This is a genomic window from Brevundimonas sp. Leaf280, assembly GCF_001422455.1.
Classification (GTDB): domain Bacteria; phylum Pseudomonadota; class Alphaproteobacteria; order Caulobacterales; family Caulobacteraceae; genus Brevundimonas.
Map to the genome: position 1 here is coordinate 109,010 of NZ_LMNC01000001.1, position 26,100 is coordinate 135,109.

Annotated in this window: 24 protein-coding genes; 18 read left to right on the top strand and 6 right to left on the bottom strand. The window is 66.3% G+C overall.

Features of this window, described 5'->3' with window-relative positions:
* Positions 1 to 6 precede the first annotated feature (6 nt).
* Entirely contained in the window at positions 7 to 297 is a 291-nt protein-coding gene (locus ASF31_RS00555) for a YerC/YecD family TrpR-related protein (protein ID WP_017504407.1), read from the bottom strand.
* A gap of 150 nt (positions 298 to 447) precedes the next feature.
* On the opposite strand from ASF31_RS00555, the gene ASF31_RS00560 reads away from it, so the two are divergent.
* The 12 genes from ASF31_RS00560 (at position 448) to ASF31_RS00615 (ending at position 13,712) form a co-directional block, all read left to right on the top strand.
* Positions 448 to 1,656, top strand: a complete 1,209-nt coding sequence (locus tag ASF31_RS00560) for an NAD(P)/FAD-dependent oxidoreductase (RefSeq protein WP_055752834.1) — start codon at positions 448 to 450, stop codon at positions 1,654 to 1,656.
* 227 nt (positions 1,657 to 1,883) lie between these two features.
* Positions 1,884 to 3,305: a circularly permuted type 2 ATP-grasp protein gene (locus ASF31_RS00565; protein ID WP_055752835.1), complete on the top strand. Its 1,422-nt coding sequence runs from the start codon at positions 1,884 to 1,886 to the stop codon at positions 3,303 to 3,305.
* Positions 3,305 to 4,243: an alpha-E domain-containing protein gene (locus ASF31_RS00570; RefSeq protein ID WP_039244207.1), complete on the top strand. Its 939-nt coding sequence runs from the start codon at positions 3,305 to 3,307 to the stop codon at positions 4,241 to 4,243. Before ASF31_RS00565 ends, ASF31_RS00570 begins: the two co-directional genes overlap by 1 nt.
* Positions 4,244 to 4,245: 2 nt before the next feature.
* Positions 4,246 to 5,088, top strand: coding sequence for a transglutaminase family protein (locus tag ASF31_RS00575; protein ID WP_055752836.1), 843 nt, complete (start codon positions 4,246 to 4,248; stop codon positions 5,086 to 5,088).
* A gap of 61 nt (positions 5,089 to 5,149) precedes the next feature.
* Complete coding sequence (locus ASF31_RS00580; RefSeq protein ID WP_055752837.1) at positions 5,150 to 5,935, top strand: hypothetical protein; 786 nt, start codon at positions 5,150 to 5,152, stop codon at positions 5,933 to 5,935.
* A 95-nt stretch (positions 5,936 to 6,030) separates the two neighbouring features.
* Positions 6,031 to 8,391 carry a TonB-dependent siderophore receptor gene (locus tag ASF31_RS00585; protein ID WP_055752838.1) on the top strand — a complete coding sequence of 787 codons (2,361 nt, stop codon included), beginning with the start codon at positions 6,031 to 6,033 and terminating at the stop codon, positions 8,389 to 8,391.
* Positions 8,392 to 8,466: 75 nt separating this feature from the next.
* Positions 8,467 to 9,153 (top strand): Fe2+-dependent dioxygenase, encoded by a 687-nt coding sequence (locus ASF31_RS00590; protein WP_055752839.1) that lies wholly within the window; start codon positions 8,467 to 8,469, stop codon positions 9,151 to 9,153.
* A gap of 67 nt (positions 9,154 to 9,220) precedes the next feature.
* Positions 9,221 to 9,898, top strand: a complete 678-nt coding sequence (locus tag ASF31_RS00595; protein WP_082464937.1) for a PepSY-associated TM helix domain-containing protein — start codon at positions 9,221 to 9,223, stop codon at positions 9,896 to 9,898.
* A gap of 11 nt (positions 9,899 to 9,909) precedes the next feature.
* Complete coding sequence (locus ASF31_RS00600; protein WP_055752840.1) at positions 9,910 to 10,422, top strand: DUF2271 domain-containing protein; 513 nt, start codon at positions 9,910 to 9,912, stop codon at positions 10,420 to 10,422.
* Between the two features lie 11 nt (positions 10,423 to 10,433).
* The gene (locus tag ASF31_RS00605; RefSeq protein ID WP_055753323.1) at positions 10,434 to 11,234 is read left to right on the top strand and encodes a DUF4198 domain-containing protein; all 801 of its coding nucleotides are present in this window, start codon (positions 10,434 to 10,436) and stop codon (positions 11,232 to 11,234) included.
* Positions 11,235 to 11,244: 10 nt separating this feature from the next.
* Positions 11,245 to 12,351, top strand: a complete 1,107-nt coding sequence (locus ASF31_RS00610; RefSeq protein ID WP_082464939.1) for an FAD:protein FMN transferase — start codon at positions 11,245 to 11,247, stop codon at positions 12,349 to 12,351.
* On the top strand, positions 12,348 to 13,712 hold the full coding sequence (locus tag ASF31_RS00615; RefSeq protein WP_055752841.1) for a sulfite reductase subunit alpha: 1,365 nt from the start codon (positions 12,348 to 12,350) through the stop codon (positions 13,710 to 13,712). The genes ASF31_RS00610 and ASF31_RS00615 overlap by 4 nt, the downstream gene beginning before the upstream one ends.
* Before the next feature lie 19 nt (positions 13,713 to 13,731).
* Here the strand turns inward: ASF31_RS00615 and murC are convergent, their stop codons facing one another.
* Positions 13,732 to 15,129, bottom strand: a complete 1,398-nt coding sequence (murC, locus tag ASF31_RS00620) for a UDP-N-acetylmuramate--L-alanine ligase (RefSeq protein WP_055752842.1) — start codon at positions 15,127 to 15,129, stop codon at positions 13,732 to 13,734.
* A 69-nt stretch (positions 15,130 to 15,198) separates the two neighbouring features.
* Here murC and ASF31_RS00625 point away from each other — a divergent pair, with 69 nt between their 5' ends.
* On the top strand, positions 15,199 to 16,035 hold the full coding sequence (locus ASF31_RS00625) for an LD-carboxypeptidase (RefSeq protein ID WP_055752843.1): 837 nt from the start codon (positions 15,199 to 15,201) through the stop codon (positions 16,033 to 16,035).
* Positions 16,036 to 16,257: 222 nt separating this feature from the next.
* Here ASF31_RS00625 and ASF31_RS14670 read toward each other — a convergent pair whose 3' ends face one another.
* A complete protein-coding gene (locus tag ASF31_RS14670; protein ID WP_369814625.1) occupies positions 16,258 to 16,635 on the bottom strand; it encodes a winged helix-turn-helix domain-containing protein in 378 nt (125 codons plus the stop codon).
* Complete coding sequence (locus ASF31_RS14675; RefSeq protein WP_055752845.1) at positions 16,530 to 17,183, bottom strand: hypothetical protein; 654 nt, start codon at positions 17,181 to 17,183, stop codon at positions 16,530 to 16,532. Before ASF31_RS14675 ends, ASF31_RS14670 begins: the two co-directional genes overlap by 106 nt.
* A gap of 110 nt (positions 17,184 to 17,293) precedes the next feature.
* Here ASF31_RS14675 and dnaG point away from each other — a divergent pair, with 110 nt between their 5' ends.
* The 5 genes from dnaG (at position 17,294) to ligD (ending at position 24,800) form a co-directional block, all read left to right on the top strand.
* Positions 17,294 to 19,153: a DNA primase gene (gene dnaG / locus ASF31_RS00640; protein ID WP_055752846.1), complete on the top strand. Its 1,860-nt coding sequence runs from the start codon at positions 17,294 to 17,296 to the stop codon at positions 19,151 to 19,153.
* 74 nt (positions 19,154 to 19,227) lie between these two features.
* A complete protein-coding gene (rpoD, locus tag ASF31_RS00645; RefSeq protein ID WP_055752847.1) occupies positions 19,228 to 21,174 on the top strand; it encodes an RNA polymerase sigma factor RpoD in 1,947 nt (648 codons plus the stop codon).
* Positions 21,175 to 21,224: 50 nt separating this feature from the next.
* On the top strand, positions 21,225 to 21,404 hold the full coding sequence (locus ASF31_RS00650; protein WP_055752848.1) for a DUF2256 domain-containing protein: 180 nt from the start codon (positions 21,225 to 21,227) through the stop codon (positions 21,402 to 21,404).
* 56 nt (positions 21,405 to 21,460) lie between these two features.
* Complete coding sequence (locus tag ASF31_RS00655) at positions 21,461 to 22,204, top strand: extensin family protein (RefSeq protein WP_055752849.1); 744 nt, start codon at positions 21,461 to 21,463, stop codon at positions 22,202 to 22,204.
* Positions 22,205 to 22,238: 34 nt separating this feature from the next.
* Positions 22,239 to 24,800 carry a DNA ligase D gene (gene ligD, locus ASF31_RS00660; protein ID WP_055752850.1) on the top strand — a complete coding sequence of 854 codons (2,562 nt, stop codon included), beginning with the start codon at positions 22,239 to 22,241 and terminating at the stop codon, positions 24,798 to 24,800.
* On the opposite strand, the gene ASF31_RS00665 is transcribed toward ligD, so the two are convergent.
* Both ASF31_RS00665 and ASF31_RS00670 read right to left on the bottom strand, forming a co-directional pair.
* A complete protein-coding gene (locus ASF31_RS00665; RefSeq protein WP_055752851.1) occupies positions 24,797 to 25,663 on the bottom strand; it encodes a Ku protein in 867 nt (288 codons plus the stop codon). The two genes, ligD and ASF31_RS00665, sit on opposite strands and share 4 nt — an antisense overlap.
* A gap of 67 nt (positions 25,664 to 25,730) precedes the next feature.
* Positions 25,731 to 26,084 (bottom strand): DUF1428 domain-containing protein, encoded by a 354-nt coding sequence (locus ASF31_RS00670; protein WP_055752852.1) that lies wholly within the window; start codon positions 26,082 to 26,084, stop codon positions 25,731 to 25,733.
* Positions 26,085 to 26,100: the final 16 nt, after the last annotated feature.

Genomic DNA, 26,100 nt, shown 5'->3' on the forward strand with positions numbered 1-26,100 from the left:
GGATACTCAGTTCTTGTTCTTCAGGCGGTCCAGGGCGAGGCGATAGCCCTGATGCGGCATGTCTTTCAGATAGCGGGCGACGCGAACGACGGTGGTGGGGCTGGCATGGGCCTCTGCGGCGATCTCGCGATAGGATTTGCCGCCGGCGTCGAGCAGGCGCGCGACCTGCCAGCGCTCGGAGAAGGCGCGCAGTTCCGCAGGCGTGCAAAGATCGGCCAGAAAGGCGTCGATCTCGGCGCGCGTCTGCATCGACAGCAAGGCGTCATGCAGGTCGTCACGGGCGGGCGGGGTCGTCATGCGCGTTCCACTATGCTGTAACGGTGGAACGGTCAAGAGGTGGTGAGACGTGACGCGTGACTTGTGATTGAAAGGGCAGACGTCATTCACGGCTCACGATTCACCAATCACGACTTACACCCGCCCGCGCACCGCTCTATCTGTCCGCCCATGACCAAGGTTCTCATCATCGGCGCCGGGCACGCGGGCGGCTCCGTCGCGGCCTTCCTGCGGCAGTATGGGCATGAAGGCCCCATTGTGCTGGCGGGCGAGGAGGGTGCGCCGCCGTATCAGCGGCCGCCGCTGTCCAAGGCCTGGCTGAAGGGCGAGGCGGATCTGGAGGCGCTGCTGCTGCGGCCGCTGAGTTTCTATGCCGAGCAGAACATCGACTTCCGGGCCTCGATGGTCGCCGTGGCGGTGGATCCTGACGCGAAAACGGTCGTCTTTGATGACGGGTCGTCCGAGACCTACGACATCCTTGTGCTGGCGACCGGTTCGATGGCGCGCAAGCTGCCGGTTCCGGGCGGGGATCATTCCGATCTGCTGGAACTGCGCACGATGAAGGACGCCGAGCGACTGAAGGCGGTTCTCGGGCCCGGCAAGCGTCTGGCTGTCGTCGGCGGCGGATATGTGGGGCTGGAGGCGGCGGCGTCGGCGCGGGCCTTGGGCGCCGAGGCGGTGGTGATTGAGCGCGCGCCCCGCGTGCTGGCGCGGGTGGCGTCCGAGACCCTGTCGGCCTTCTTCACGGCGCAGCACCGGGCGCACGGCGTCGAAATCCTGACGAACGCGGAGGTGGTCGCCGTGGCCCGCGACGGCGTGACCCTGGCCGACGGATCGGTGGTGTCGGCGGATGCGGTGTTGGTGGGGGTCGGCGCATTGGCTTGCGACGCCTTGGCGCGATCGGCCGGCCTGACCTGCGACGACGGCGTGGTGGTGGACGCTGAGGCGCGCACCAGCGACCCGGCGATCTTCGCCATCGGCGACATGACGCGACGACCCATTCCGGTCCACGGCGGCGTGCATCACCGGTTGGAAAGCGTGCCCAACGCCCTAGAGCAGGCCAAGCAGGCGGCCGCAGCCATCGTCGGACGGGCCGGACCGACGCCGGAAGTGCCGTGGTTTTGGTCGGATCAGTATGACGTCAAGCTTCAGATCGCCGGCCTGCCGTTCGACGCCGACCGACAGGTGGTGCGCGGCGACCCGACGGCGTCGGGCTTTGCCGTCTTCCATCTGAACGGCGACCGCATCGTCTGCGTCGAGGCCGTCAACGCTCCGCCCGAGTTCATGGCCGGCAAGCAGTTGATCGCCAAGGCGACGCCTGTGGACGTGGACAAGCTGGCCGATCCGGCGGTGTCGATGAAGGCGGTGGCGGCGGACTAATTTGTCTCCTCCCCACTTGTGGGGAGGGGGACCGCGCAGCGGTGGAGGGGTTCTTGAAGTCTCACAGGCGCAAGTGATGCGGTGAAGAACCCCTCCGTCACGGCGCAAGGTGCGCCGCGCCACCTCCCCGCTCCACGGGGAGGAGACAACGTCGCCGCAGTGCAACAAAACTGTTGCGCTTTACGTTCGTGACCGTTCAAGCTGCGACTTCAACGCGGCGGGGGCGGATGACGAGAGCTTTCGACGAAATGAACGGCGGCGGATCGGGTGCGATCCGCGACAGCTACAAGACGCTGGCGGCGTGGCTGGAAAACGCGCCGGCCGATCTGCTGCAGGCGCGCTCGCGCCAGGCGGAGCTGTTCTTCCGCCGCATGGGCGTGACCTTCGCCGTCTATGGCGACGAGGAATCCAACGAACGGCTGATCCCCTTCGACGTCGTGCCGCGCATCATCGGCGCGGACGAGTGGGGCGGTCTGGAAAAGGGGCTGAGGCAGCGGGTCACCGCCATCAACGCCTTCCTCAAAGACATCTATGGGCCGCAGGACTGCATCAAGGCGGGCATTGTCCCGGCCGATCTGATCCTGACCAATCCGCACTATCGGCCGGAGATGCAGGGGCGTCGTCCGCCGGGCGACGTCTGGTGCCATATCTCGGGCGTCGATCTAGTGCGCACCGGTGAGGACGGCTTCTATGTTCTCGAAGACAACTGCCGCACGCCGTCGGGCGTCTCCTATATGCTGGAGAACCGCGAGATGATGATGCGGCTGTTCCCCGACCTGTTCGCGGAACACGCCGTGCGTCCCGTCGAGATCTACACCGACATGCTGCTGCGCTCGTTGCAGGCCTCGGCGCCGGCAGGGGCGGGGGCGGATCCGACCATCGTCGTGCTGACGCCCGGCCCCTTCAACTCGGCCTACTATGAGCACAGCTTCCTGGCCGACAAGCTGGGCGTCGAGCTGGTTCAGGGCACGGACCTGTTCGTCAATGACGACACGGTCTTCATGCGCACGACCGAGGGGCCCAAGCGCGTCGATGTCATCTATCGCCGCATCGATGACGACTTCCTCGATCCCCTGACCTTCATGCCCAACTCCACCATTGGGGTGCCGGGGCTGATGTCGGCCTATTTCGCCGGGCGGGTGACCCTGGCCAATGCGGTGGGGACGGGCGTAGCCGACGACAAGGCCGTCTATACCTACATGCCCGAGATCATCCGCTTCTTCACGGGCGAGGACGCGATCCTGCAGAACGTGCCGACCTGGCGCTGTCGCGAGCCGGACGCCCTGAAGGAAGTGCTGGATAAGCTGCCGGAACTGGTGGTCAAGGAAGTCGGCGGATCGGGCGGTTACGGCATGCTGGTCGGGCCGACCTCGACCAAGGCCGAGATCGAGGATTTCCGCGCCAAGCTGATTGCCGATCCCGACGACTTCATCGCCCAGCCGACGCTGAGCCTGTCGACGGCTCCGACGCTGAACGGCGGCGCCCTGTCGCCCCGCCACGTCGACCTCAGGCCCTTCGTCCTGTCCAGCCCGGCCGGCGTGCGCGTCGCGCCCGGCGGTTTGACGCGGGTGGCGTTGAAGGAAGGGTCGCTGGTAGTGAACTCCAGCCAGGGCGGCGGAACCAAGGACACCTGGGTGCTGGACAACTGATGCTTTCACGCACTGCAGACAGCCTCTACTGGACCGGCCGCTACATGGAGCGGGCGGACTTCCTCGCCCGCATTCTGGAGGCTGCGATCCGTCTCGCCGCCCTGCCGGCCAAGGATCAGGCCGCGGTGACCGCCTGGGCCGGGGCCATCGCCTCGTCGGGGGTCAAGGCCGGCTTCGACGCGACCGGACGCACCGTGTCGGAAAAGTCCGTGCGGGAATATCTGGCCTTCGGCTTCGACAATCCGACCTCGATCAAGGCCTGCATCACCAAGGCGCGGACCAATGCGCGCTCGGTGCGCACCGCCCTGACCATCGAACTGTGGGAGGCGATCAACGGCGCTTGGAACGGTCTGAACGAACTGGGCGAACCGACCAAGCGCGACGACTTCACCAACTTCCTCGACTTCGTGAAATCGACGTCCCTGGCGGTCGAAGGCGCCTCGTCGCGGACCATGCTCAGGAACGACGCCTACTGGTTCCTGCGATTGGGCATGGCGATCGAGCGGGCCGACAACACCGCGCGCCTGCTGGACGTAAAATATCATCTGCTGCTGCCGCCCGGCGAGCGGGTGGGGGGGCAACTGGACTACTTCCAGTGGACGACCCTTCTGCGCGAGGTTTCGGCATTGACCGCCTATCGCTGGGTTTACCGCGAAAGCGTGCGGCCTTGGCTGGTGGCGGACCTGCTGGTGCTGAACCGCCAGATGCCGCGCTCGCTGGCCTCATGTCAGGGCATGATCGTCAGCTATCTGGAGAAGCTGGCGACCGACTACGGTCGGCGCGGCCCCGCGCAACGGCTGGCCTCCAACCGCCTCAGCCAATTCAACGAGGCCAAGATCGAGGACATCTTCCAGTCCGGCCTGCACGAATACATTCAGGGCTTCCTGAACGAGAACAACGCCTTGGCCGCGGCCGTCCACGAACAGTATCTGGTCTGACCATGCGGATCCGGATCGATCACTCCACCCGCTACGCCTACGCCCGGCCCGCGCGGTTCATCATCCAGATGCTGCGCCTGACGCCCAAGTCGTGTGAGAGCCAGCAGGTCCGCGACTGGCGGATCGAAACCGATGTGGACGCCCGGCTGCGGCGCAGCGAGGACGCGTTCGGCAACATCGTTCACAGCCTCTACACCGAGCGGCCGACCGACGCCCTGACCATCCGCGTCACCGGCGAAGTCTCGACCGTAGAGACGGGCGGCGTCGTGAAAGGGCAGGCCGAACGCCTGTCGCCCATCGTCTATCTGCGCGACACCCCGATGACCAAGGCCGACGCCGGTATCGTCGATTTCGCCCGCTCTATTCCTGAGGGCGCGACGCTGGGCCGGATGCATCAGTTGATGGGCGCGCTGAAGGATACGGTGGCGTTCGAGGTCGGCTCGACCTCCGCCTCCCACACCGCCGCCGAAGCGTTCGCCCAGAAGCGCGGCGTCTGTCAGGACCATTCGCAGATCTTCATCTCGGCCGCGCGCCTGCTGGGCGTGCCGGCTCGCTATGTCTCGGGCCACCTCAGCCGTCAGGACGGACGCCACGATCAGGACGCCGCCCACGCCTGGGCCGAGGCCTGGGTCGAGAATCTAGGCTGGGTCGGGTTCGATCCGGCTAACGGCATCTGCCCCACCGAACACTATGTTCGGGTCGCGGTCGGCCTGGACGCGCGCGGCGCCACCCCGATCCGGGGCACGAGCTATGGCGGCGGCCAGGAGCAACTGACCGTCGCCCTGAATGTGCGGCCGGTGCAACAGAGCCAGCAACAACTGCAATCCAGTGGATGGCCCCGATAGGCATGACGCGCGAATCTGTTAGCGTCTGGGGATTCGCAACGCGGGGAGCGAATAGAGCGAAGTGACCTATTGCGTAGGCATGCTGGTGGACGACGGGTTGGCGATGATCGCCGACACGCGCACCAATGCGGGCGTGGACAACATCTCGTCCTATCGCAAACTGCACATCTACAAGTCGCCGGGCGAGCGGATCCTGGCGGTCGCGACGGCGGGCAATCTGTCGGTCACCCAGACGGCGCTGGCCATGGTCGCAGCCGGGGTCAAACTGCCGGACTCCACCGAGCTTGAAACGCTCCAGACCGCCCCGACCCTGTTCCGCGCCGCCCAGCTTCTGGGTCACGCTATGGCCAGCGTGCGCGCCAGCATCAATACCCCGCCGACGCCGACCGCAGACGGGTTGAACGTCACCGCCTCCATGCTGCTGGGCGGTCAGATCGCCGGCGGCAAGATGGGGCTGTATCTGATCTACGGGCAGGGCAACTTCATCGAGTGCGGGCCCGATACGCCCTATCTGCAGATCGGCGAGCTGAAATACGGGAAGCCCATTCTGGATCGCGCCCTGCACAGCTCCACCTCCCTGTCCGAGGCGGTGAAGCTGGGACTGATCTCGTTCGATTCGACCATCCGCTCGAACATCGCCGTCGGCCCGCCGCTGGACCTGATCGTCATGCCGCGCGACCAGCTGACGGGCACGGCGCGTCGCATCGAGGCGGATGATCCCTATTTCCGCGACCTGGGCCGGCGTTGGTCCGAAGCCCTGGCCGCCGCCCACCGCGCCATGCCTGATCCGACCTGGCTCGATATCGACACGTCGGCGCCTCAGAGGAGCATCAGCGCTGTCGGCTAATTAAGATTGCGATTTGTTCGCAATTGTCTTGTGCCTTCCTGTGGAGCTGGTTATTGCGAGCGCATCGCAAAATCAGACCAAAAGGTCGCAAGACTATGTCCGAATCCCGCGCCGCCGCGCTCCGCTCGCTTCTGTTCGCCTCCAGCGCCGCCGGCATGCTGGTCGCTGCCCCCGCCATCGCCGCTGACGTGACCGCCGAGGACGGCGTGGTCGTCACGGCCGACCAGTCCCAGCCCGCCAATCTGGGCACGATCGACGTCAACGGTCAGTTCAAGAAGCCGGCTCCTGTCAGCCCCGAGTTCGTCGCGCCCCTGGTGGATACCCCGCGCGCCGTGACGGTCATCCCCCAGGCCATCATCGAACAGACCTCGGCCTCGTCCTTGCAGGACCTGCTGTCCAACTCCCCCGGCATCACTTTCGGGGCAGGCGAGGGCGGTCAGCCCTTGGCCGATCGTCCCTTCATCCGGGGTCAGTCGTCGGGCAACAACATCTTCGTGGACGGCATCCGCGACACGGGCGGCCAGCAGCGCGAGGTCTTCAACCTGGAGCAGGTCGAGGTCATCAAGGGGCCGGACGCCGTCTATTCGGGACGCGGTTCGGGCGGCGGCAGTATCAACCTGGCCTCCAAATCGCCCAAGCTGAACGCCTTCACCAATGTCAGCGCGGGCGCGGGCACCGACGGCTATCTGCGCGGCACGGTCGACGCGAACCTGCCGCTGGGCGAGACCGCCGCTCTGCGCATCAACCTGATGGGCGCCCAGGGCGACGTCCCCGGTCGCGACGCCGTGGACTACGATAAATGGGGTGCGGCCATCAGCCTGGGCGCCGGTCTGGGCACGCCGTCGTCGATGGTCTTCAGCTACTACCACCTGACGAGCGACCAGATGCCCGACTACGGCATTCCGTTGTTCACCAAGATTCAGTCACGCACGACCGACAGCGGCGTTCTGGATGTGCCCTATGACAGCTTCTATGGGCTGAAGGCGCGCGACTACCTGACCAATGAGGTCGATGCGTTCACCTTCAAGGCCGAGCATCGATTCAGCGATTTCGCCACGATCCGCAACGTCAGCCGCTATTCGCAGACGCTGAATGACTACATCGTCACCAACCCCGGCGACGGCGGCTATGTCGGACGCGCGGCGGACGGGACTTATTGGATGAAGCGGGGCACCAAGACCCGCTGGAACCCGGTCACCACACTGGCCAATGTGACGGATGTCTTCGGGCAGTTCGCCACCGGGTCGATCAAGCACAGCTATGACGTCGGCGTGGAGCTGTCGCGCGAGCACAACAAGAACGCCTCCTATTCGACCTACACCACCTCGGGCTCGGCCTGTCCGACCGGTCTGACGACCGTCACCGGGTCGTATCCGACCGCGGCCGGGGCGCTGGGTGCGGGAGACTGCACACCGGTCTATAATCCCAATCCCGAAGACGCCTGGACCGGCGTGATCAATCGCGGCCCGACCAGCTCGAACACGACCGAAGCCATCGGCGTCTACGCCAACGACAGCATCACCCTGAGCGAGCGACTGATCCTGAACCTGGGCGTTCGCTGGGACCAGTATTCGGTCAAGAGCGTGAATGCGACCGCGACCCAGTCGGCCGGCGTCTGGACCACGACGGGCTACACGGCCGTTCCGGAGCAGACCTGGGAGTTCACCAACTATCAGGTCGGTTTGGTGTTCAAGCCGACGCAGAACAGCAGCGTCTATGTGTCCTGGTCGACCTCTTCGACGCCGCCGACCATTTCGGCGGGCGACCAGAACGCCTCGGGCGGTACGGGCACGGTCGATGGCGTCGCCAACACCGTTCTGGATCCGGAAGACACCGAAAGCTTCGAGGTCGGCGCCAAGGCCAATGTCTTGAACGACCGTCTCGCCCTGTCGGCGGCCGCCTTCCACCTGACCCGCAAGAACGCCCTGATCCTGGTCGAGCCCAACATCTTCCGTCAGGAAGGCGAGGTTGAGGTCAACGGCTTTGAACTGGGCGTGTCGGGCAGCATCACGCCGAAATGGACCGTGTTCGGCGGCTATACCTACATGGACTCCGAACTGACCAAGGCGGCCGTTGTCGTGTCGGGCACGCCGCCGGTCGCCAGCGCCAATCCGCTGCAAGGCCTGCCGCTGGCCAATACACCCAAGCACAGCGCCAGCCTGTTCACCACCTATCGCGTCTTGCCCCGGCTGACGGTCGGCGGCGGCGTCTACTACACGTCCAAATCTCTGGGCGGGAACCAAGGCGGCGCGGGCGGCGGGAACAACCGCATCTATGCGCCCGAATGGACCCGCGTGGACGCCTTCGCCGCCTATGATCTGACGGATCGCGCGACGCTTCAGCTAAACGTCAAGAATGCGACGGACGAGGAATACATCATGCGCACCAACGGTATTCACCACGCCGACGTGGCCGCAGGTCGCCAGGCCATCCTGGCCCTGAACCTGCGCTTCTAAAGGCCGCTTCCCCGGCCTAGTCTGACGGCCCCGCAATCCCCCGCGGGGCCGTTTCGTCTTTCAGCGAGAACGCCCGTGCTGCTGCAGATTCCGGAAGTCTTCTCCAAGGCCGAGGTCAAGGCTTTGCGCGCGCGACTGGACGCCGGGCCATGGGCGGACGGCAACGCCACCTCGGGCCATCAATCGGCGACGGCGAAGAAAAACCTTCAACTGCCCGAGGATTCGGACGTGGCGAAGGAGGTCTCCGCCCTTGTCGTCCAGGCGCTGAACGCCAATCCGATGTTTGTGGCGGCGGCCCTGCCGCACACGATCTTTCCGCCCTTGTTCAACCGCTACGAAGGCGGGGGTGAGTTCGGCCTGCACGTCGACAACGCCATCCGCCAGTCCCGCACCGGCGGGGCGATTCGCATTCGCAGCGACCTGTCGGCGACCCTTTTTCTGTCCGAGCCCGAGGACTACGATGGTGGCGAACTGATCATCGAGGAGATGTACGGGTCGCAGGCGATCAAGCTGCCGGCTGGCGATCTGGTCCTCTATCCGTCCAAGAGCCTGCACCGCGTCACGCCGGTGACGCGCGGGGCGCGGGTGTCGTCCTTCATGTGGATGCAGAGCTTGGTCCGCGACGACGCCGATCGTGAGATCCTGTTCCGCCTCGACATCGCCACCCAGCGCGTGGCGTCCGAGAAGGGGCCGAAGGATCAGGCGGTGATCGAACTGACCGGCGTCTATCACAATCTTCTGCGGCGCTGGACCGAGGTCTGACGCCCGAGGCGTCGCGACGTCGCTAAATGCTATTGCAACCCGTTCGCAACAATGGCACAGCGAGCTCGTGACCGAATTCGCGACACAGCGTCAGGCCGAAACCGCAGCCAAGGGCCCCAAACCTAAGGCGGCGCTGAACGGCGCACGGTCGTTCTGGCTGAAACAACTGCATAGCTGGCACTGGATTTCGGCGGCGGTCAGCCTGGTTGGCATGATCCTGTTCGCGGTCACCGGCATCACCCTGAACCATGCGGCCTCGATCCCCGGCGATCCGGTGACGGTAGAACAGACCGCGACCTTGCCGACGCCCCTGTTGCAGCGGCTGGCGAGCTTCCCGCAGGAGACGACCGATCCTGTCCCCGACGCTGTCGCGCGGTGGGCGTCCGAGGCGCTCAAGGTCGAGATCGCCGGCAAGCCGACCGAGACGACGGCGGAAGAAGTCTATGTCGCCCTGGCCATGCCTGGCGGCGACGGCTGGGTCACCATCGACCGTTCGACCGGCGAGACCCTGCACGAGAAGACGACGCGCGGCTGGATCGCCTACCTCAACGACCTGCACAAGGGCCGCAACGCCGGGGTGGTCTGGTTCTGGTTCATCGACGTCTTCGCGGCGGCCTGCGTCATCTTCGCCGTCACGGGCCTGGGCCTGATGTTCCTGCACGCCAAGGGTCGGCCCTCGACCTGGCCGCTGGCGGCGCTGGGCCTGCTGATCCCTGTCGTCATCGCCCTGATCTTCATTCACTGACGAGTTTTTCGATGCGCCTTCTTCCCGTCGTCATCACCACCGTCGGCCTCGCGGCCGCCGCTGCGCCCGCCATGGCCGCCGACCTGACGGTGTCGGTCGAGATTCCGCGTCTGAACACCGCCTCGTATCATCGCCCCTATGTCGCGGTGTGGATCGAAAAGCCGGACCAGTCGGCCGAACGCACCCTGGCCGTCTGGTATCAGCAGACCCGGAATAACGAGGGCGACGGCAAGGACTGGCTGAAGGATTTGCGCACCTGGTGGCGCAAGGGCGGCCGGGCCATGAGCCTGCCGGCCGACGGCGTATCCGGCGCCACGCGCGCGCCGGGCCGCCAGACCGTCACCGTGCCCGCCGCACGCCTGCGCAACCTTCAGCCCGGCCAGTACAACATCGTCGTCGAGGCAGCCCGCGAACTGGGCGGACGCGAAGTCGTGCGCGTACCCTTCCGCTGGGGCGCGGCCAACACCGGCGCCGGAACCGGCTCCACCGAACTGGGCGCCGTGCGCGTCGCCGTCTCTCGCTAAGGATCATGACCATGAAGAAGACGATCGCCCTGCTGACGCTCGCCGCAGCGCTGGCCGCCCCCATGGCCGCCCAGGCCCACCGCGCCTGGCTGGCGCCCACCGCCACGACCCTGTCGGGCACGGACGCCTGGGTCGGATTCGACGCCGGCATGTCCAACAAGGTGTTCGATCCCGACCACGCCGCCATGCGGATGACCGGCCTCACCATCACGGCGCCGGACGGTTCGGCGGTTCAGCCCGAGCATGCCATGCAGGGTCAGTATCGCTCCACCTTCGACGCCCATCTGACGCAGAACGGCACCTACAAGATCGCCAACGTCATGAACGGTGTGATGGCCAGCTACACCCTGAACGGCGAACAGAAGCGCTGGCGCGGCGCGGCCTCGGACTACCCGGCGGGCCTGCCCGAGGGCGCGACCAATGTTCAGGCGACCCGCACCGCCAGCCGCATCGAGACCTTCGTCACCCTGAACAACCCCACCGACACCGTGTTCAAGACGACCGGCGAGGGGCTTGAATTGGTTCCCGTCACCCACCCGAACGACCTGGTCGTGGGCGAACCCGCCACCTTCAAACTGGTGAACAACGGCCAGCCGGCGGCTGACATCGACGTCACCGTGGCGCGCGGCGGCGTGCGCTATCGCGACAACCCCGAAGAATCGACGCTCAAGACCAACGCCGAGGGCGCCTTCACCATCACCTGGCCAGAAGCGGGCATGTATTGGCTGAACGCCTCGGTCCGCACCGAAGGCCAGGGTGAAACGCTGGGTTCCAACGCCAGCTATGTGGCGGCGATGGAAGTCCTGCCCTAAGCGAAGGGCCATGTCCGACATTCCCCCCTCGCGCGGTTCACGCGCCGCCCCGCCCACGGTCAACATCGGCGACGCTGGTCCTCTGGGCGACCGCGCTGACAACCGCGTCCTCGTGCCGGCGATCGAAGGCGCGCCGCCTCGTCCGCCCAGCGATCTGATCCGTTCGCTGGGCGGCCAGACCATGGGCACGACCTGGAGCGCGCGCGTTATCGCCCCGCCAGGCGTGGGCGAAGCCGAGATCCGAGCGGCGATCGAAGAGGAACTGGCGACCGTCGTCAGTCTGTTCAGCCCGTGGGAGCCGTCCAGCGAAATCAGCCGCTTCAATACCGCGCCCGCCGGCGTCTGGGCGGTGTCCCAGCCGTTCTGGGATCTGCTGGATGCGGCGATGACCCTGGGTGACGAGACCAACGGCGCGGTCGATCCGACCCTGGGCGCCTTGGTCGATCTGTGGGGCTTCGGCCCGCCCGGACCACGTTCGGCCTTGTTGCCCGTCCCGGCCGAAGATGAGATCGCTGCGGCTGCGGCCGTGTCGGGATGGCAGAAGCTGCGGCTGAACGGCGATGCGCGCGCGGTGATGCAGATGGGCGGGATGAGGCTGGACTTCTCCGGTATCGCCAAGGGTCATGCGGTGGACCGCGTGTCCGACCGCCTGATGGCCATGGGCGCCACCTCGCACCTGATCGAGATCGGCGGCGAGCTGAAGGGGCGCGGCGTCAAGCCGGACGCCCAGCCGTGGTGGGTCGAGATCGAGCGGGTCGAGGGTTCGCCCGCGCCCCACACTGTGGCGGCCCTGTTCGATCTCGCCGTGGCGACCAGCGGCGACTATCGCCGCGCGTTCCGCCATGAGGGGCGCCTTTATCCCCACACCATCGACGGATCGACCGGTCGGCCGGTCAGCAACAATCTGAGTTCGGTCACCGTCCTGCACGCCTCGGCCATGATGGCCGACGCCTACGCCACGGCCCTGACCGTCATGGGACCGTTCGACGGACCGGACTACGCCGAGGCCGTCGGCCTGATGGCCCATTTCGTCGAACGCACCGAGCGCGGTCCGGTCGAGCGGATGTCGCCGGCCTTCGCCGCCCTGCTCGACGACGACGGAGATCGTCCGGGGTGACAGCCGATCCGCAGCGCTGGCTGTGGGCGGTCGGGGCCTTGGCGCTTTGGCTGGCCCTGATCGCCATCATTGTCTGGCGCGAACGCAAAGCCAAGGCGGCGGCCCGCGCGCGGTCTGATGCTCTGGCGGGCGCAGGCGAGGGACGGCCGGTGCTGATCGCCTTCGCCAGCCAGACGGGCTTCGCCGAGGAGCTTGCGTGGATGACGGCGCGGTCTCTGGGCGATGGCGGCGTGGGCGCGCGGGTGCTGTCCTTCGGCGATCTGGATGTGCAGACGCTGAAGTCGACGGACCGCGCGCTGCTGATCGTGTCCACGACGGGCGAGGGCGATCCGCCCGACAGCGCGGCTGGGTTCGTGCGCAAGGTCATGGGCGAGGCGACGGATCTATCGGGGTTGCGCTTCGGCCTGCTGGCGCTGGGCGATCGCAGCTATGATCAGTTCTGCGGCTTCGGCCATGCGGTGGACGGCTGGGTAAGACGCGCGGGCGCCGAACCCCTCTTCGACATGGTCGAGGTCGACAACGGCGAGGCCGGCGCCATCCGCCACTGGCAGCACCAACTGAACCAGATCACCGGCAGCGTGACGGCCCCCGACTGGACCCCGCCCGCCTACGACCCCTGGCGGCTGGTCGAACGCACCCTGGTCAATCCGGGCAGTCCCGGCGGCGAGGCCTATCATCTGGCGTTCGAACCCGTGGGCGCGACGCCCTACTGGTCTGCGGGCGACATCGCCGAGGTCGGCCTGCCTGAGCGTGATGGCGTCACGCCGGGTTCGCGCGAATATTCCATCGCCTCCCTGCCGTCTGACGGCCGGGTCGAGTTCCTGATCCGCCTGATGCGCCATCCCGACGGCACCCCGGGCCTAGCGTCAGGCTGGCTGACGCAGGCTCTGGCGCTCGGCGATCAGATCGGGATGCGCCTGCGCACCAACCGCAGCTTCCACGGCCCGGCGGACGAAACGCCGATGATCCTGATCGGCAACGGAACAGGCATCGCCGGTTTGCGCGCGCATTTGAAGTCGCGCACCGACGCGGGAGGAGCCTGGCTGCTGTTCGGGGAACGCACCCAGGCGCATGACGCTTTCTTCGATGCGGAGTTGCGGGCCTGGCTTGCGTCGGGCGTGCTGCGGCGGCTGGACCGGAGCTTCTCGCGCGATGCGGGCGACGGCCGATATGTGCAGGACCTGGTCGCGGCTTCAGCCGACGAACTGCGTACCTGGGTCGCGCGCGGCGCGGCGATCTATGTCTGCGGCAGTCTGGAAGGCATGTCGCAAGGCGTGCATGCCGCGCTGGAAAGCGCCCTGGGCGCGGACGTTGTGCTGACCCTGCTGGAAGACGGCCGCTACCGCCGCGACGTGTACTGAACCCAGTCTTTGATCGGTGCTACTGGCTCAGTCGCCCCAACAGTTCCGCCGCGAAGGTCGACAGGGTGTCGTCGCGCGCGCCCATGACGATGATCCGGTCGCCCGGCTTGGCGATCTCGACGATCCGGTCGCCGCAGTCGGCGCGCGTCGCCAGCGCCTCGGCCTGACGGCCGGCAGCGCGGACGCCGGAGGCGATGTCTTCCGATCCCACGCTGCGGTCCGTGGTGCCGCCGTAATAGACCGGCTCGGGCATCAGCAGCACGTCGTCCTCGCGCATCAGGCCGGCGAAACCGTCGATAAACTCCGACTTCATCAGCTTCAGCGGCCCGAACCCATGCGGCTGAAACAGGATCAGCAGCCGGCCGTCGAAGGCGTGCAGAGTCTTCAGCGTGGCCGCGATCTTGTCCGGGTTATGGGCGAAGTCGTCGATGACGGTGATGTCGCCGGCCGTCCCGACCACCTCCATCCGGCGACGGATGCCGGCAAAGGTCTCCAGCGCCTTGACCGCCTCGGCCGTCGGCACGCCCAGCGCCCGGGTCGCGCCCAGCGCGGCCAGGGCGTTGGCGACATTGTGGGCGCCGGGCACGTTCAGGACCACGTCGTGTTCGCTCCAGCCCTCGATCAGCCGGAACCTCATGCCCGTCGGCAGCGGCTGAAGATCATGGGCGGACAGGTCGGCCTTCTCTTCGCCCAGGCCGAAGGTGATCGCCTTGCCCGCCGGCAAGGTCTGGGCCAGGGCGGCCGTCTCGGGATTGTCCAGGTTCAGCACGGCCGTCGTCGCCCGCGCGGTGAAGCCCCCGAACAGGTCGCGCAACTCCTCCATCGACTTGTGGTCCAGCGAGATGTTGGACACCACCGCCACCGTCGGATCGTAGCGGGCGATCGAGCCGTCGCTTTCGTCCACCTCCGACACGAACAGGTCTGGCCCGCCGATCAGGGCGCTGGCGAACGGATGGTCGGCGTCGGCGAAGTTCTTCATCACCGCCCCGTTCATGACGGTCGGCTCGCGGCCCGTCTGATGCAGGATCCAGGCGATCATGCCGGTGATAGTGGACTTGCCGCTGGTGCCCGCAACCCCGACCGAGGTCGGGGCGGCGTTAAAGAGTTCGCTGAGCAACTCGGGCCGGGTCTTGATGGTTGCGCCCGCTCGCCTGGCCGCCCCGATGTCGGGCACCGTCTCCTCGATGGCGCCGGTGGCGATGACGGTCTGACCCGGGCGGGTCACGCCCGATCCGTCCTGCGGGTGCAGGATCACGCCGTGGGCGCGCAGCCAGTCGAACTTCTCGGGCGTGCGGCCTTGGTCCAGCGCCCGGTCCGAGCCTTCGATCACGGCGCCGCGCGCCTGGACGATCATGGCCAGAGGCAGCATGCCCGACCCGCCGATGCCGCAGAAGAAATAGGAGGCGTCTTGGTTCATGCCCCCTTAGAACAGGGGATCGGGCCGGTCCGCCAGTAGGGGATCGCAAAAACGACGAAGAAGACGGACGTGAACACCAACAGCTTCAAGATCGGCGTCGTCTGCGCCAGTTCGCGCTTCTCGAAAGAGCGCGCCGAGGCGGTCGAGGCCTGGATGGCGCACAACCATCCCGACCGCGACGTGGCGGTGGTGTTCCACGCCGCCTGCTTCCTGAAACACGGCCATTTCGCCGGCGACGACCGGGCGCGCGCCGACGCCTTCGTGGAGTTCGCCAACGACCCCCGCATCGACGCCATCTGGTTCGCGCGCGGCGGATACGGCTCCTGTCGCATCGCCGATGCGGTGATCCCGCGCCTGGACGCCGTCGCCGGCAAGAAGCGCTACATGGGGTATTCCGACGCCGGCAGCCTGCTGGCCGGGATGTACAAGGCGGGTTTCCAGCATCTGGCGCACGGGCCGATGGCCTCGGACTCGGTGCGCGACGACGAGACGGCGAAGGGCGCCCTGTCCTGGCTGACCACCGGGCGGACCGACTGGATCGAGCCGTCGCTGGCGACCGATCCGCGCCCGGCCGTCGCCTTCAACCTGACCATCCTGAACGAACTGACCGGCACGCCGCTGGAGCCGGATCTGTCCGGGCACGTCCTGATGCTGGAGGAGGTTTCCGAGGCCGCCTACCGGATCGACCGGATGATGTTTCACTTGACCAGCCAGGCCAGCATCCGTCGCGTGGCCGGAATTCGCCTGGGGCGGGTCTCGGACGTCACGCCAAACGATCCCGATTTCGGTCAGACTCCGGAGGAAATCGTTCGGTACTGGTGTCTGCGTTCGGGCATACCCTTTCTAGGAAGCGCCGATATCGGGCATGACGCCGCCAACAAGGTCGTACCCTTTGGTCGCCCTTAAGGCGAACGACGCGCGACGAAAAGGACACAGTCTCGCCTCTATTCGATAGGGCAAGCCCGCACGCCTCTCGACAGAACGCTGGTCCTGACCTCAGATGCCGGTCCGCGAGGCGTTAGGACTTCGTTAGCCAAGGCGTTGGGGGACGCTGCGGTTTGCGCCTTCTGCGATGCGGCGGTTCGTTCGGATATCGGGGGATGGCCGGACGAGCCGCCTGATCGTCCTTTAGCCCAACGCGCCCAGATATCTTTCCCATGCCGCCCGTCCAGTGACGGTCAGGACGACGCGGGTGCGAGGCTTGCGGCCCAGAAAACCCCGTCGCAGTTCAATATAGCCGGCGGTTTCCAGTCGGGTCAGGTGACTGGACAGGCTGTTGTTCGGGGCGGCCAAGGCGAGGGCGAGCTCGGTGAAGTCGGCGGCTTCGGCGGTCGAGAGATAGGCCATCACCCCTGTTCTTAATCGATGGGAAAAGGCGGGATCGACGCTGGGCTCGGCCGTCACCTGCGCGTCTCGCGCATCAGGATCATCGCAGGAGCGAAGGCCAGAAGTATCAGACTGGCGCACATGACAACCAAGGCGGCCAAAGACGCTGTGCCGACCCACGCCAAGGCAGCGGCTGCGCCAAAACTTCCGATCGCAACGGCGATGAGCCACCTCCGGTCGCTGGCGATGGCGGTGGTCCACCATGCTGCGCCCCATAGGATCAACACGACCGGCCAGATGACCTGGGCAATCTTCGTCGCATCCGGCGCGGCTTCGTTTCGCGTAACCAGGTGGAAAACGACAAAGGTGGCGACCAGCGCGATGAAGCTGCCGGACCATGTCGCTGTAGCGGATCGGCTAAGGCGGACTCGGTTTGGACCCAAGGTTCTCCAGATCGTCCACGCGACGGTGGCGAAAAAGATCAGGTGCGATCCTATAATTCCCCACGTTCCCACGAGATTAGAGATCGGTCCTGTCACGGGTGTTCCGGGTTGCGGGAATCCTTCGATCACGAAGGCCATCAGGATGGCCAACAGTGCAAAGCCATAGGCGCCCCCGAACACGGCGATCAAGAGCAGGAAAGGGGCGGGCTGCCCGCGTCCCGCTACCGCCAATCGTTTGAGGTAGGCTAGGTCGGCTTCGTCCCTTGATGAAGAAGAATCGGTCATTCTTGGCTCTCCTGCGATATGACTACTTTAAAATATAAACTTGTCAAGTCAATGAGGGTTTTGCGCTCATTCGATTCGCTTGTGGGGGCCGCAGGGCTTAAGGATCGCGGGTGCGTTTCGACGAGAGATTCATCGATGAACTGAAGGCCCGCCTTCGGCCGTCCGACGTGATCGGGCGGACGGTGAAGCTGAAACGTCAGGGCCGCGAATATGTCGGCCTGTCGCCATTCTCGAAGGAGAAGTCGCCGTCCTTCTTCGTCAATGACGACAAGGGCTTCTTCCACGACTTCTCGTCCGGCAAGCATGGCGACATCATCTCCTTCCTGCAGGAAACCGAGCGGCTGAGTTTCGTCGAGGCGGTGCAGCGCCTGGCCGGCGAGGCGGGGATGCAGCTTCCCGCCGAAGACCCCAAGGAGGCCGAGCGCGAGCAGAAGCGGGCGGGTCTGTCGGACTGGATGGACCTGGCCCAGAAATGGTTCGCCGCAAACCTGCGCCGCACGCCGGGCAAGGCGGCGCGCGAATATCTGGACAAGCGCGGCCTGCCCGAGGATCAGTGGGAGCGGTTCGGTCTGGGCTATGCGCCTAACGACCGCGAGGGGCTGAAGCAGGCGCTGGTTCAGCGCGGCGCCAAACCCGCCGAACTGGTCGAGGCCGGGCTGCTGATCTCGCCCGAAAGCGGCGGCCAGCCCTATGACCGGTTCCGCGACCGGCTGATGTTCCCGATCCTGGATGCGCGCGGCCGGATCGTCAGCTTCGGCGGCCGGGCCATGAACCCCGACGACCGCGCCAAATATCTGAATGGCCCGGAAAGCCCGCTGTTTCACAAGGGCGCGACCCTGTATGGCCTGCCTGAGGCGCGGCGGATACTGGGCGCGGAATCCAAGAATGACCAGGCCATCATCGTGGTCGAGGGCTATATGGACGTCATCGCCTGCCAGCGCGCGGGCCTGCCGGCCGTGGCGCCGATGGGCACGGCTCTGACCGAGGAGCAGATGGAACGGCTGTGGCGCGTGTCGCACGAGCCGATCCTGTGCTTCGATGGTGATGCGGCCGGACTGCGCGCCGCCTATCGCGCCATCGAACGTTCGCTGCCGCTGCTGAAGCCGGGGCGCTCCTTCCGATTTGCCCTGCTGGGGGCCGGGCAGGATCCCGACGACATTCTGCGCGACAAGGGCGCGCCCGCGCTGCGTCAGGCCCTGGCCGAAACTCATGGGTTCGCCGAGGTGCTGTTCCGCCGCGAACAGGATCTGGAGCCGCTGGACACGCCGGAGCGCAAGGCCGGCTTCAAGGCGCGGCTGAGGAACACCGCCTCGGCCATCCAGGACAAGGATTTGGCGGAGCAATACCGCCGCGACCTGTTCGACCGTTTCGACGCCCTGTTTCCCCGCAGCCCTCAACGCGCGCCTTGGACGCCGGGGCAGGGCAAACGCGGTTTCGGCCCGCCGCCCAAACTGGGTCAGACGGCCGAGGGCGCCCAGGCGATGCAGTCGCTGTTTCGCGCCATCGAGCCGGTGCCGGCCGCCCTGGCCCACGGCGCCATCGACGACCCCGAACGGATGGACGACCATCTGGAAGAGATCGCCGCCCACGGATTCGGCGACAAGGGGCTGGATGGACTGGCGCAGGAGCTGGTTCGCCTGCGTCTGTCGGGACATAGCCTTGACTCCGCCGCCCTGCGACGCCATCTGGCGCAATCGGGTCATGATGCCTTAGTGCGCGAGGTCGAGAAGGCGGCGGCAAAGTCCGGCGCGCCATTCCTGGCCGCAAATGCGCCCCTCGCCGAGGCAAGGGTCCGATGGTCGCAGGCGTTCGACGCTTCGACGCGGGTCGCCGCGTTGGAGGACGCCTTGGCCCATGCACGTGATGTGCCTGGGCAGGATGAGGCGTTCCGCCGGCTGAAGGCCGAGCGGGATGCGCTTCGCCGTGCGATCAAAGCCGGGACGATTTGGGAAGACAGCGCGGGCACGTAACCTTACGGCACGCCAAGCATTGTATTTTTCGCCGAGGCGGACTGATCACCCTCTCGGCTGGAGACAGACTGACTATGAACGCACAGACCGAGACGCAGGACACCGAGGTTTCGACCGATGGGCCCCTGCTCGATCTGACGGACGCCGGCGTCAAGAAGTTCATCAAGCAAGCCAAGGCGCGCGGCTATGTGACGATGGAGGAGCTGAACAAGGTCCTCCCGTCCGAAGAAGTCACGCCCGACGCTATTGAAGACACCTTGGCGATGCTGTCCGAAATGGGCGTCAACGTCGTGGAGGCCGAGGAGGACGCGCAGGAGCAGCAGTCCACCGACGTCGCCGCTGCGGCCGGCACCGCCGTGGCCGAAACGCCTGCCAAGTCGGCCTATGACCGCACCGACGACCCCGTGCGCATGTACCTGCGCGAGATGGGTTCGGTCGAACTGCTGAGCCGCGAGGGCGAAATCGCCATCGCCAAGCGGATCGAGGCCGGCCGCGACGCCATGATCTCGGGTCTGTGCGAAAGCGCCTTGACCTTCGAGGCCATCATGGTCTGGCGCGACGAGCTGGAAAACAACCGCATCCTGCTGCGTGAGGTCATCGACCTGGACGCCACCTATGGCGTGCTGAACCCCTCGTCCCTGCCGGGCGCCGCCCAGCCCGAAGGCGAAGAGGAAGAAGAGGCCGAGGAAAAGCCGGCCGCCGAGGACAAGCCTGAATCCGACGACGACGATGACGATGACTTCGACGATGGCGGCGGCATGTCGATCTCGGCGCTGGAAGCCGAGCTGCGCGACGGGGTTATGGACGTCCTGAACGCCATCGCTGCAGACTTCGGCGCCTTCCGCGCCCTGCAGGACAAGCTGGTTCAGACCCGCCTGAAGGGCGAGGTGCTGAGCGCCAAGGATGAAAAGGCCTATCAGGCGCTGACGACGTCCATCTCGGACCGTCTGAAGACGATGAAGCTGAACAACAACCGCATCGAGGCGCTGGTCGAGCAGCTCTATGCGATCAACAAGCGCCTGATCGGTCTGGAAGGTCGCCTGCTGCGTCTGGCCGACAGCTACGGCATTTCGCGCCCCGAGTTCCTCAAGGCCTATTTCGGCTCGGAACTCGATCCCACCTGGACCGACCGGATCAAGGATCAGGGCGTGCGCTGGACCAAGTTCAGCGAGAACGAAGCCAGCCAGATCGCGACCATCCGCTCCGACGTCGCCGCCGTGGCGCTGGAAGCCGGTCTGCCGATCGACGACTATCGCCGCATCGTCCAGACGGTGCAGAAGGGCGAACGCGAAGCGCGGCAAGCCAAGAAGGAAATGGTCGAGGCCAACCTGCGCCTCGTGATCTCAATCGCCAAGAAATACACCAACCGCGGCCTGCAGTTCCTGGACCTGATCCAGGAGGGCAACATCGGCCTGATGAAGGCGGTCGACAAGTTCGAGTACCGCCGCGGCTACAAGTTCTCGACCTACGCCACCTGGTGGATCCGTCAGGCGATCACCCGCTCGATCGCCGACCAGGCGCGCACCATCCGCATCCCGGTGCATATGATCGAGACGATCAACAAGATCGTCCGCACCAGCCGCCAGATGCTGCATGAGATCGGCCGCGAGCCGACCCCGGAAGAGCTGGCCGAAAAGCTGGCCATGCCGCTGGAGAAGGTGCGCAAGGTCCTGAAGATCGCCAAGGAGCCGATCTCGCTGGAAACCCCGATCGGGGACGAGGAAGACAGCCACCTGGGCGACTTCATCGAGGACAAGAACGCCGTCCTGCCGATCGACGCCGCCATCCAGTCGAACTTGCGCGAGACCACCACCCGCGTTCTGGCGTCGCTGACGCCGCGTGAAGAGCGGGTGCTCCGGATGCGCTTCGGCATCGGCATGAACACCGACCACACGCTGGAAGAAGTCGGACAGCAGTTCTCGGTGACCCGCGAACGCATCCGTCAGATCGAGGCCAAGGCCCTGCGCAAGCTGAAGCATCCGTCGCGGTCGCGCAAACTGCGGTCCTTCCTGGACAGCTGATACGATCAAGGGCGGCTCTGACGGGCCGCCCTTTTTTCTTGGCAGGCGACATGGCCCGAAAGCACGTCAATCTCGGCACGGCGCCGGCCAAGTCCGACCTGCCGCAAAAGTTCTGCGCCGCCTGCGGCCTGCCGTTCGCCTGGCGCAAGAAATGGGCGCGGGATTGGGATCAGGTGCGGTTCTGTTCGGATCGGTGCCGGGCCAAAGGCGCGTCCGAAGAGCGCCGATAGACGGCTCTCCGCCTCGTGACCACGGCGGCGTAGGGAATCAGCTAAGCGTCGCGACCATGCCTTCCGTGTCGCGTATCTCTCCCGTTCTCATCGGCCTCGGCGTCCTGCTGATCCTCAGCGGCTGCGTACGGCGGCCGCCCGAGCCGTTGCGGCCCCCATCGCCCTATCCGTCGCGCACCGAGGCGCCGCTGGTCGGGGGGCTGGTGGACCGGATGATCGACGGCGGGACCCAAGCCCTGGTCGTGCGCGAAGGCGGCGATCTGGGCCGTTGTCTGGCTGAGTTGAACGCCGCGCGCGTGCGGTTCAGCCCTGTGCCGTATCGCCAGAACACGGCGACCTGCGGACTGAGCAAGGGCGGCGTGTTGGGCGCCGACTTGGGCACCGTAGCGCGCATGGCGCCGGGCGATGTGGAGATGACCTGCCAGACCGCGCTGGCGCTGAGCATCTGGCGTCGTCAGTCGCTGGAGCCGGCGGCGCGCGAGATCCTGGGCTCAGACGTCGTGCAGATCGATCACATGGGGGCCTACGCCTGTCGCAATGTGAACAACGGCGTGGGCTCGAACCGCATCAGCGCCCATTCCCAGGCGGCGGCGCTGGACTTCGCCGGGGTGCGGCTGAGGGACGGGCGGCGGATCACGGTGACGAAGGACTGGAACGGCGACACGCCCGAAGCGCGCTTCCTCAAGCGTATCCGCGACGACGCCTGCCGCATCTTCGGCACGACGCTCAGCCCCGATTACAACGCCGTCCACTACGACCACCTGCACCTGGAGGCGACCGACACGCGCTTCTGTCGCTGAGGCAACGCTTTGGCGCGGGGCGGATTACGCCCCTATGCGCGGTGAACTGAAGACCTATCAGGCCAAGCGCCGGTTCGGCGAAACGCCCGAGCCGAAGGGCGCGAAGGGCAAGCGCGCGAAGGGCGGCTTCCGCTATCTGATCCAGCGCCACGCGGCGACGCGTCTGCACTATGATTTCCGTATCGAGGCGGACGGGGTGCTGAAGTCCTGGGCCGTGACCAAGGCGCCGTCGCGCGACACGGCGGTCAAGCGGCTGGCGGTCGAGGTCGAGGATCACCCACTGGATTACGGGTCGTTTGAGGGCACGATCCCCGACGGCAACTACGGCGCCGGCACGGTGCAGATGTGGGATGTCGGCACTTGGGAGCCGCAGGAGCCGGACCTGGAGGCGGCCTGGGCCAAGGGTCAGATCAAGATGATCCTTCACGGCGAACGGCTGAAGGGCAAATGGGCGCTGATCCGGCTGAAGAGCGATCGGGGCAAACCCTCCAAACGCAACAACTGGCTGCTGCTGAAGGAGAAGGACGACTTCGCCGTGGCGGGGGAGGGCGATGCGCTCGCCGAAATCGACGCCTCGGTGACGACGGGCCGGTCGCTGGCCGAGATCGCGGATGGGACGAAGGAGTGGACGGCGTCCAAGCCGACGGGGCGTAAAGGTCCGGCCAAGCCCAAGCCCTCGAAAGCGGCGGCGAAGGCCAAGAAGCCGCCGGCCTTCGTGCCGATCCAGCTGTGCAAGGTGACCGACCATCCACCGGGCGGGACGGGCTGGGCGCACGAGATCAAGTTCGACGGCTATCGCATCCAGATCGGCGTGGGCGGGGGGCGGGCGGTCCTGAGGACCCGCAAGGGTCTGGACTGGAGCGACAAGTTTTCGGATCTGGCGGCGGACGCGGCGACCTGGCCCGACGCCGTGATGGACGGCGAGCTGTGCGCGCTGGACGACGATCACATGCCGGACTTCGGGGCGTTGCAGGCGGCCATCTCGGACGAGAAGACGGAAGGCCTGGTGTATTTCGCCTTCGATCTATTGTTCGAGGGGGCGGAGGATCTGCGTAAACTGCCGCTGTCGCATCGCAAGGCGCGGCTGCAGGCCTATGTGGACCGGATCGGCAAAACGGCCGGGGCGCGGCTGCGTTACGTCGAGCATTTCGCCTCGACCGGCCAGGCGGTGCTGGAGAGCGCCTGCCGGATGGATCTGGAAGGCGTGATCTCCAAGAAACTGGACGCCCCCTATCATGCCGGGCGGTCATCGACCTGGCTGAAGTCCAAATGCCGGGGGCGCGACGAAGTGGTGATCGGCGGCTGGTCGTCCGAGGGCGGCACGCGGTTCCGCTCTCTGCTGGTCGGGGTCAGGGAAAAGGGCGGCCTTCGCTATCTGGGCCGGGTGGGGACCGGCTATGGCGAGGCGGTGACGAAGACGCTTGTTCCGGCGCTGAAGGGCGTGGCGGCGGAGAAATCTCCCTTCGCCGGGGCGGGCGCGCCCAAGGCGGCCAAGGACATCCACTGGGTCAAGCCGGTGCTGGTCGCCGAGGTAGAGCATGGCGGATACACTGAATCCGGCTCGCTGCGGCAGGCGGCGTTCAAGGGGCTGCGCGAGGACAAGACGGCCGCCGAGGTCACCCAGGCGCCGCAACCGCCCACGGACATGGGCGACGCGAAGAAGACCACGACGACGGTGCGACCAGCCGGAAAGCCCGGCAAGGTGGTCGTGGCGGGCGTGACCCTCTCCAGCCCCGATAAGGTGTTGTGGCCCGCCGTCGGCGACCGGCCGGCGATCACCAAGGCCGATCTGGCGCGCTACTACGAGGCGGCGGCTGAGCGGATCCTGCCCCATGTGGCGGACCGGCCGACCTCGATCATCCGGGCGCCCGAGGGAATCGGCGGCGAGACCTTCTTCCAACGCCACGCCATGGCGGGGTCGAACCCGCGGCTGAAGCTGATCGACGTCAAGGCGCGCACGCCCTATGTGGCCGCCGTCGATGCGGGCGGCCTGGTCGCCATCGCCCAGTCAGGCGGGCTGGAACTGCACCCCTGGGGCTGTGCGCCCGGCCAGCCGGAAATCCCTGACCAGATCACCTTCGACCTGGATCCGGACGAGGGGCTGGACTTCGCCGACGTCATCGCCGCGTCCAAGGTCGTGAAAGCGAAGATCGAGGCGCTGGGTCTGGCCGCCTTCGTCAAGACGACCGGGGGCAAGGGGCTGCACGTCGTCGCGCCGATCAAGACCGACGCCCGCTCGCGTGTGACCTGGGATCAGAACAAGGCCTTCGCCAAGGCGGTGGCCGAGGCCATCCGCGCCGAGGCGCCGGACCGGTTCACCACGACCCTGGCCAAGAAGGCGCGGGGCGGAAAAATCTTCATCGACTATCTGCGCAACGGGCGAATGGCGACGGCGGTCGCACCCTGGTCGCCGCGCGCACGGCCGGGCGCCGGGATTGCCTTCCCGCTGTCGTGGGGGCAGGTGAAGGCCGGGCTGGATCCCGCCGCATTCAACCTTTGGACCTATGCAGTCTTGCTGAAGAAGCCCGATCCCTGGGCCGATTTCCGCGCCTCAGCGGTCAGTTTGAAATCGGCGCTGAAAAAGATGGGCGTCTAGGCCGCTGTCTTCTTCTTTGCCGCAGCCTTCCTGGGCGTCGCCTTCTTTGCCGGGGCCTTCTTTGCGGCTGGCTTCTTCGTCCCCGTCGCCGACCCTTTCAGGCTGTTCCGCAATGCGGCCATCAGGTCGATGACATTGGTGTCGTCGGGTTCGGCGACATCGACCACGCCCGTGCCGCCCTTTGACTTGGCCTTGATCATCGCGCGCAAGGCGTCGTCGTAGCCGTCTTTGAAGTCGGTCGGGTCGAAGTCCGCCTCCTTCTGCCCGATGATGCGCGCGGCGATCTCGACCATGTCGGGATCGGCCTTCACCGTCGGAATGTCGTCGAAGTATTCGTCGGAATCGCGCACCTCGTCATGGGCTCGCAGGGTATAGGCGATCAGCCCCTTGCCCCGGACTTCCAGCGCCAGCTGACGCTCCTTGCCGCGCAGGACCAACTGACCCAGCGCCACCTTGCCCTGTTTCTTCATGGCGTCGCGGATGACGGCGAAGGCCTCGACGCCCGCGCCTTTCTCGGGAACCACGAAGAAGGGATCGTCCCAATACAGTCGGTCGATGTCGTCCTCATCTACGAACTTGTCGATCGAGATGGTCTTGGTGCTTTCCAGCTTCACCTTGTCGAAGTCGGCGTCGTCGAACAGCACGTATTCGTCCTTGGACACCTCATAGCCGCGCACCAGATCGCTGCGCTCGACCGGCCCGGCGTCCGGATCGGTCGGCACCATGCGGATGCGATTGTTGGTGTCGGGATTGATCAGGTGAAACCGCACGTCGTTCGTGCTGGTCGTCGCCGTGTAGAGGGCCACGGGACAGGTGACCAGCGACAGCTTCAGATGTCCTTGCCAGGTGGGGCGGGCGGCCATGTCGATTCTCCTCGATCCCTGACAATGCGTCAGGGCGATTTGCGTTCGAACAGGGCCGCCGCCGGACTCAGGCCTTGCCTTCGAAGGCGACGCTGAAACCGCCCCACATCATGCGCTTGCCGTCGAAGGGCATGTCCATGTTCGCAAAGTCGGGGTCGTCCTGCATCTTGCCGAAACAGGCGTCGGCGGTGGCGCGGTCGGGCCAGGTGACCCAGGAGAAGACGACGACCTCGCCCTCTTCCAGCTTCACCGCCATGGGAAAGCTGGTCAGCTTGCCGTCCGGCACGTCCTCGCCCCAGGTCTCGACCTGCGACAGGGCGCCGTATTTCTGAAACAGGGGCCAGGAGGCCTCGGCGGACTTGACGTAGCGCGCCTTGTCCTCGGTTTTCACGGGGGTCAGGAAGCCGGTCACATAGGTCATCGGTCGTCTCCTCTTT

Coding starts and splice junctions, on each gene's coding strand:
- ASF31_RS00670 (WP_055752852.1), bottom strand. CDS start 26,084: ATGACCTATGTGACCGGCTTCCTGACCCCCGTGAAAACCGAGGACAAG.
- ASF31_RS00570 (WP_039244207.1), top strand. CDS start 3,305: ATGCTTTCACGCACTGCAGACAGCCTCTACTGGACCGGCCGCTACATG.
- ASF31_RS00610 (WP_082464939.1), top strand. CDS start 11,245: ATGTCCGACATTCCCCCCTCGCGCGGTTCACGCGCCGCCCCGCCCACG.
- ASF31_RS00650 (WP_055752848.1), top strand. CDS start 21,225: ATGGCCCGAAAGCACGTCAATCTCGGCACGGCGCCGGCCAAGTCCGAC.
- ASF31_RS00585 (WP_055752838.1), top strand. CDS start 6,031: ATGTCCGAATCCCGCGCCGCCGCGCTCCGCTCGCTTCTGTTCGCCTCC.
- ASF31_RS00565 (WP_055752835.1), top strand. CDS start 1,884: ATGACGAGAGCTTTCGACGAAATGAACGGCGGCGGATCGGGTGCGATC.
- ASF31_RS00560 (WP_055752834.1), top strand. CDS start 448: ATGACCAAGGTTCTCATCATCGGCGCCGGGCACGCGGGCGGCTCCGTC.
- murC (WP_055752842.1), bottom strand. CDS start 15,129: ATGAACCAAGACGCCTCCTATTTCTTCTGCGGCATCGGCGGGTCGGGC.
- ligD (WP_055752850.1), top strand. CDS start 22,239: ATGCGCGGTGAACTGAAGACCTATCAGGCCAAGCGCCGGTTCGGCGAA.
- ASF31_RS00600 (WP_055752840.1), top strand. CDS start 9,910: ATGCGCCTTCTTCCCGTCGTCATCACCACCGTCGGCCTCGCGGCCGCC.
- ASF31_RS00605 (WP_055753323.1), top strand. CDS start 10,434: ATGAAGAAGACGATCGCCCTGCTGACGCTCGCCGCAGCGCTGGCCGCC.
- ASF31_RS00655 (WP_055752849.1), top strand. CDS start 21,461: ATGCCTTCCGTGTCGCGTATCTCTCCCGTTCTCATCGGCCTCGGCGTC.
- ASF31_RS00665 (WP_055752851.1), bottom strand. CDS start 25,663: ATGGCCGCCCGCCCCACCTGGCAAGGACATCTGAAGCTGTCGCTGGTC.
- rpoD (WP_055752847.1), top strand. CDS start 19,228: ATGAACGCACAGACCGAGACGCAGGACACCGAGGTTTCGACCGATGGG.
- ASF31_RS14675 (WP_055752845.1), bottom strand. CDS start 17,183: ATGACCGATTCTTCTTCATCAAGGGACGAAGCCGACCTAGCCTACCTC.
- ASF31_RS00555 (WP_017504407.1), bottom strand. CDS start 297: ATGACGACCCCGCCCGCCCGTGACGACCTGCATGACGCCTTGCTGTCG.
- ASF31_RS00575 (WP_055752836.1), top strand. CDS start 4,246: ATGCGGATCCGGATCGATCACTCCACCCGCTACGCCTACGCCCGGCCC.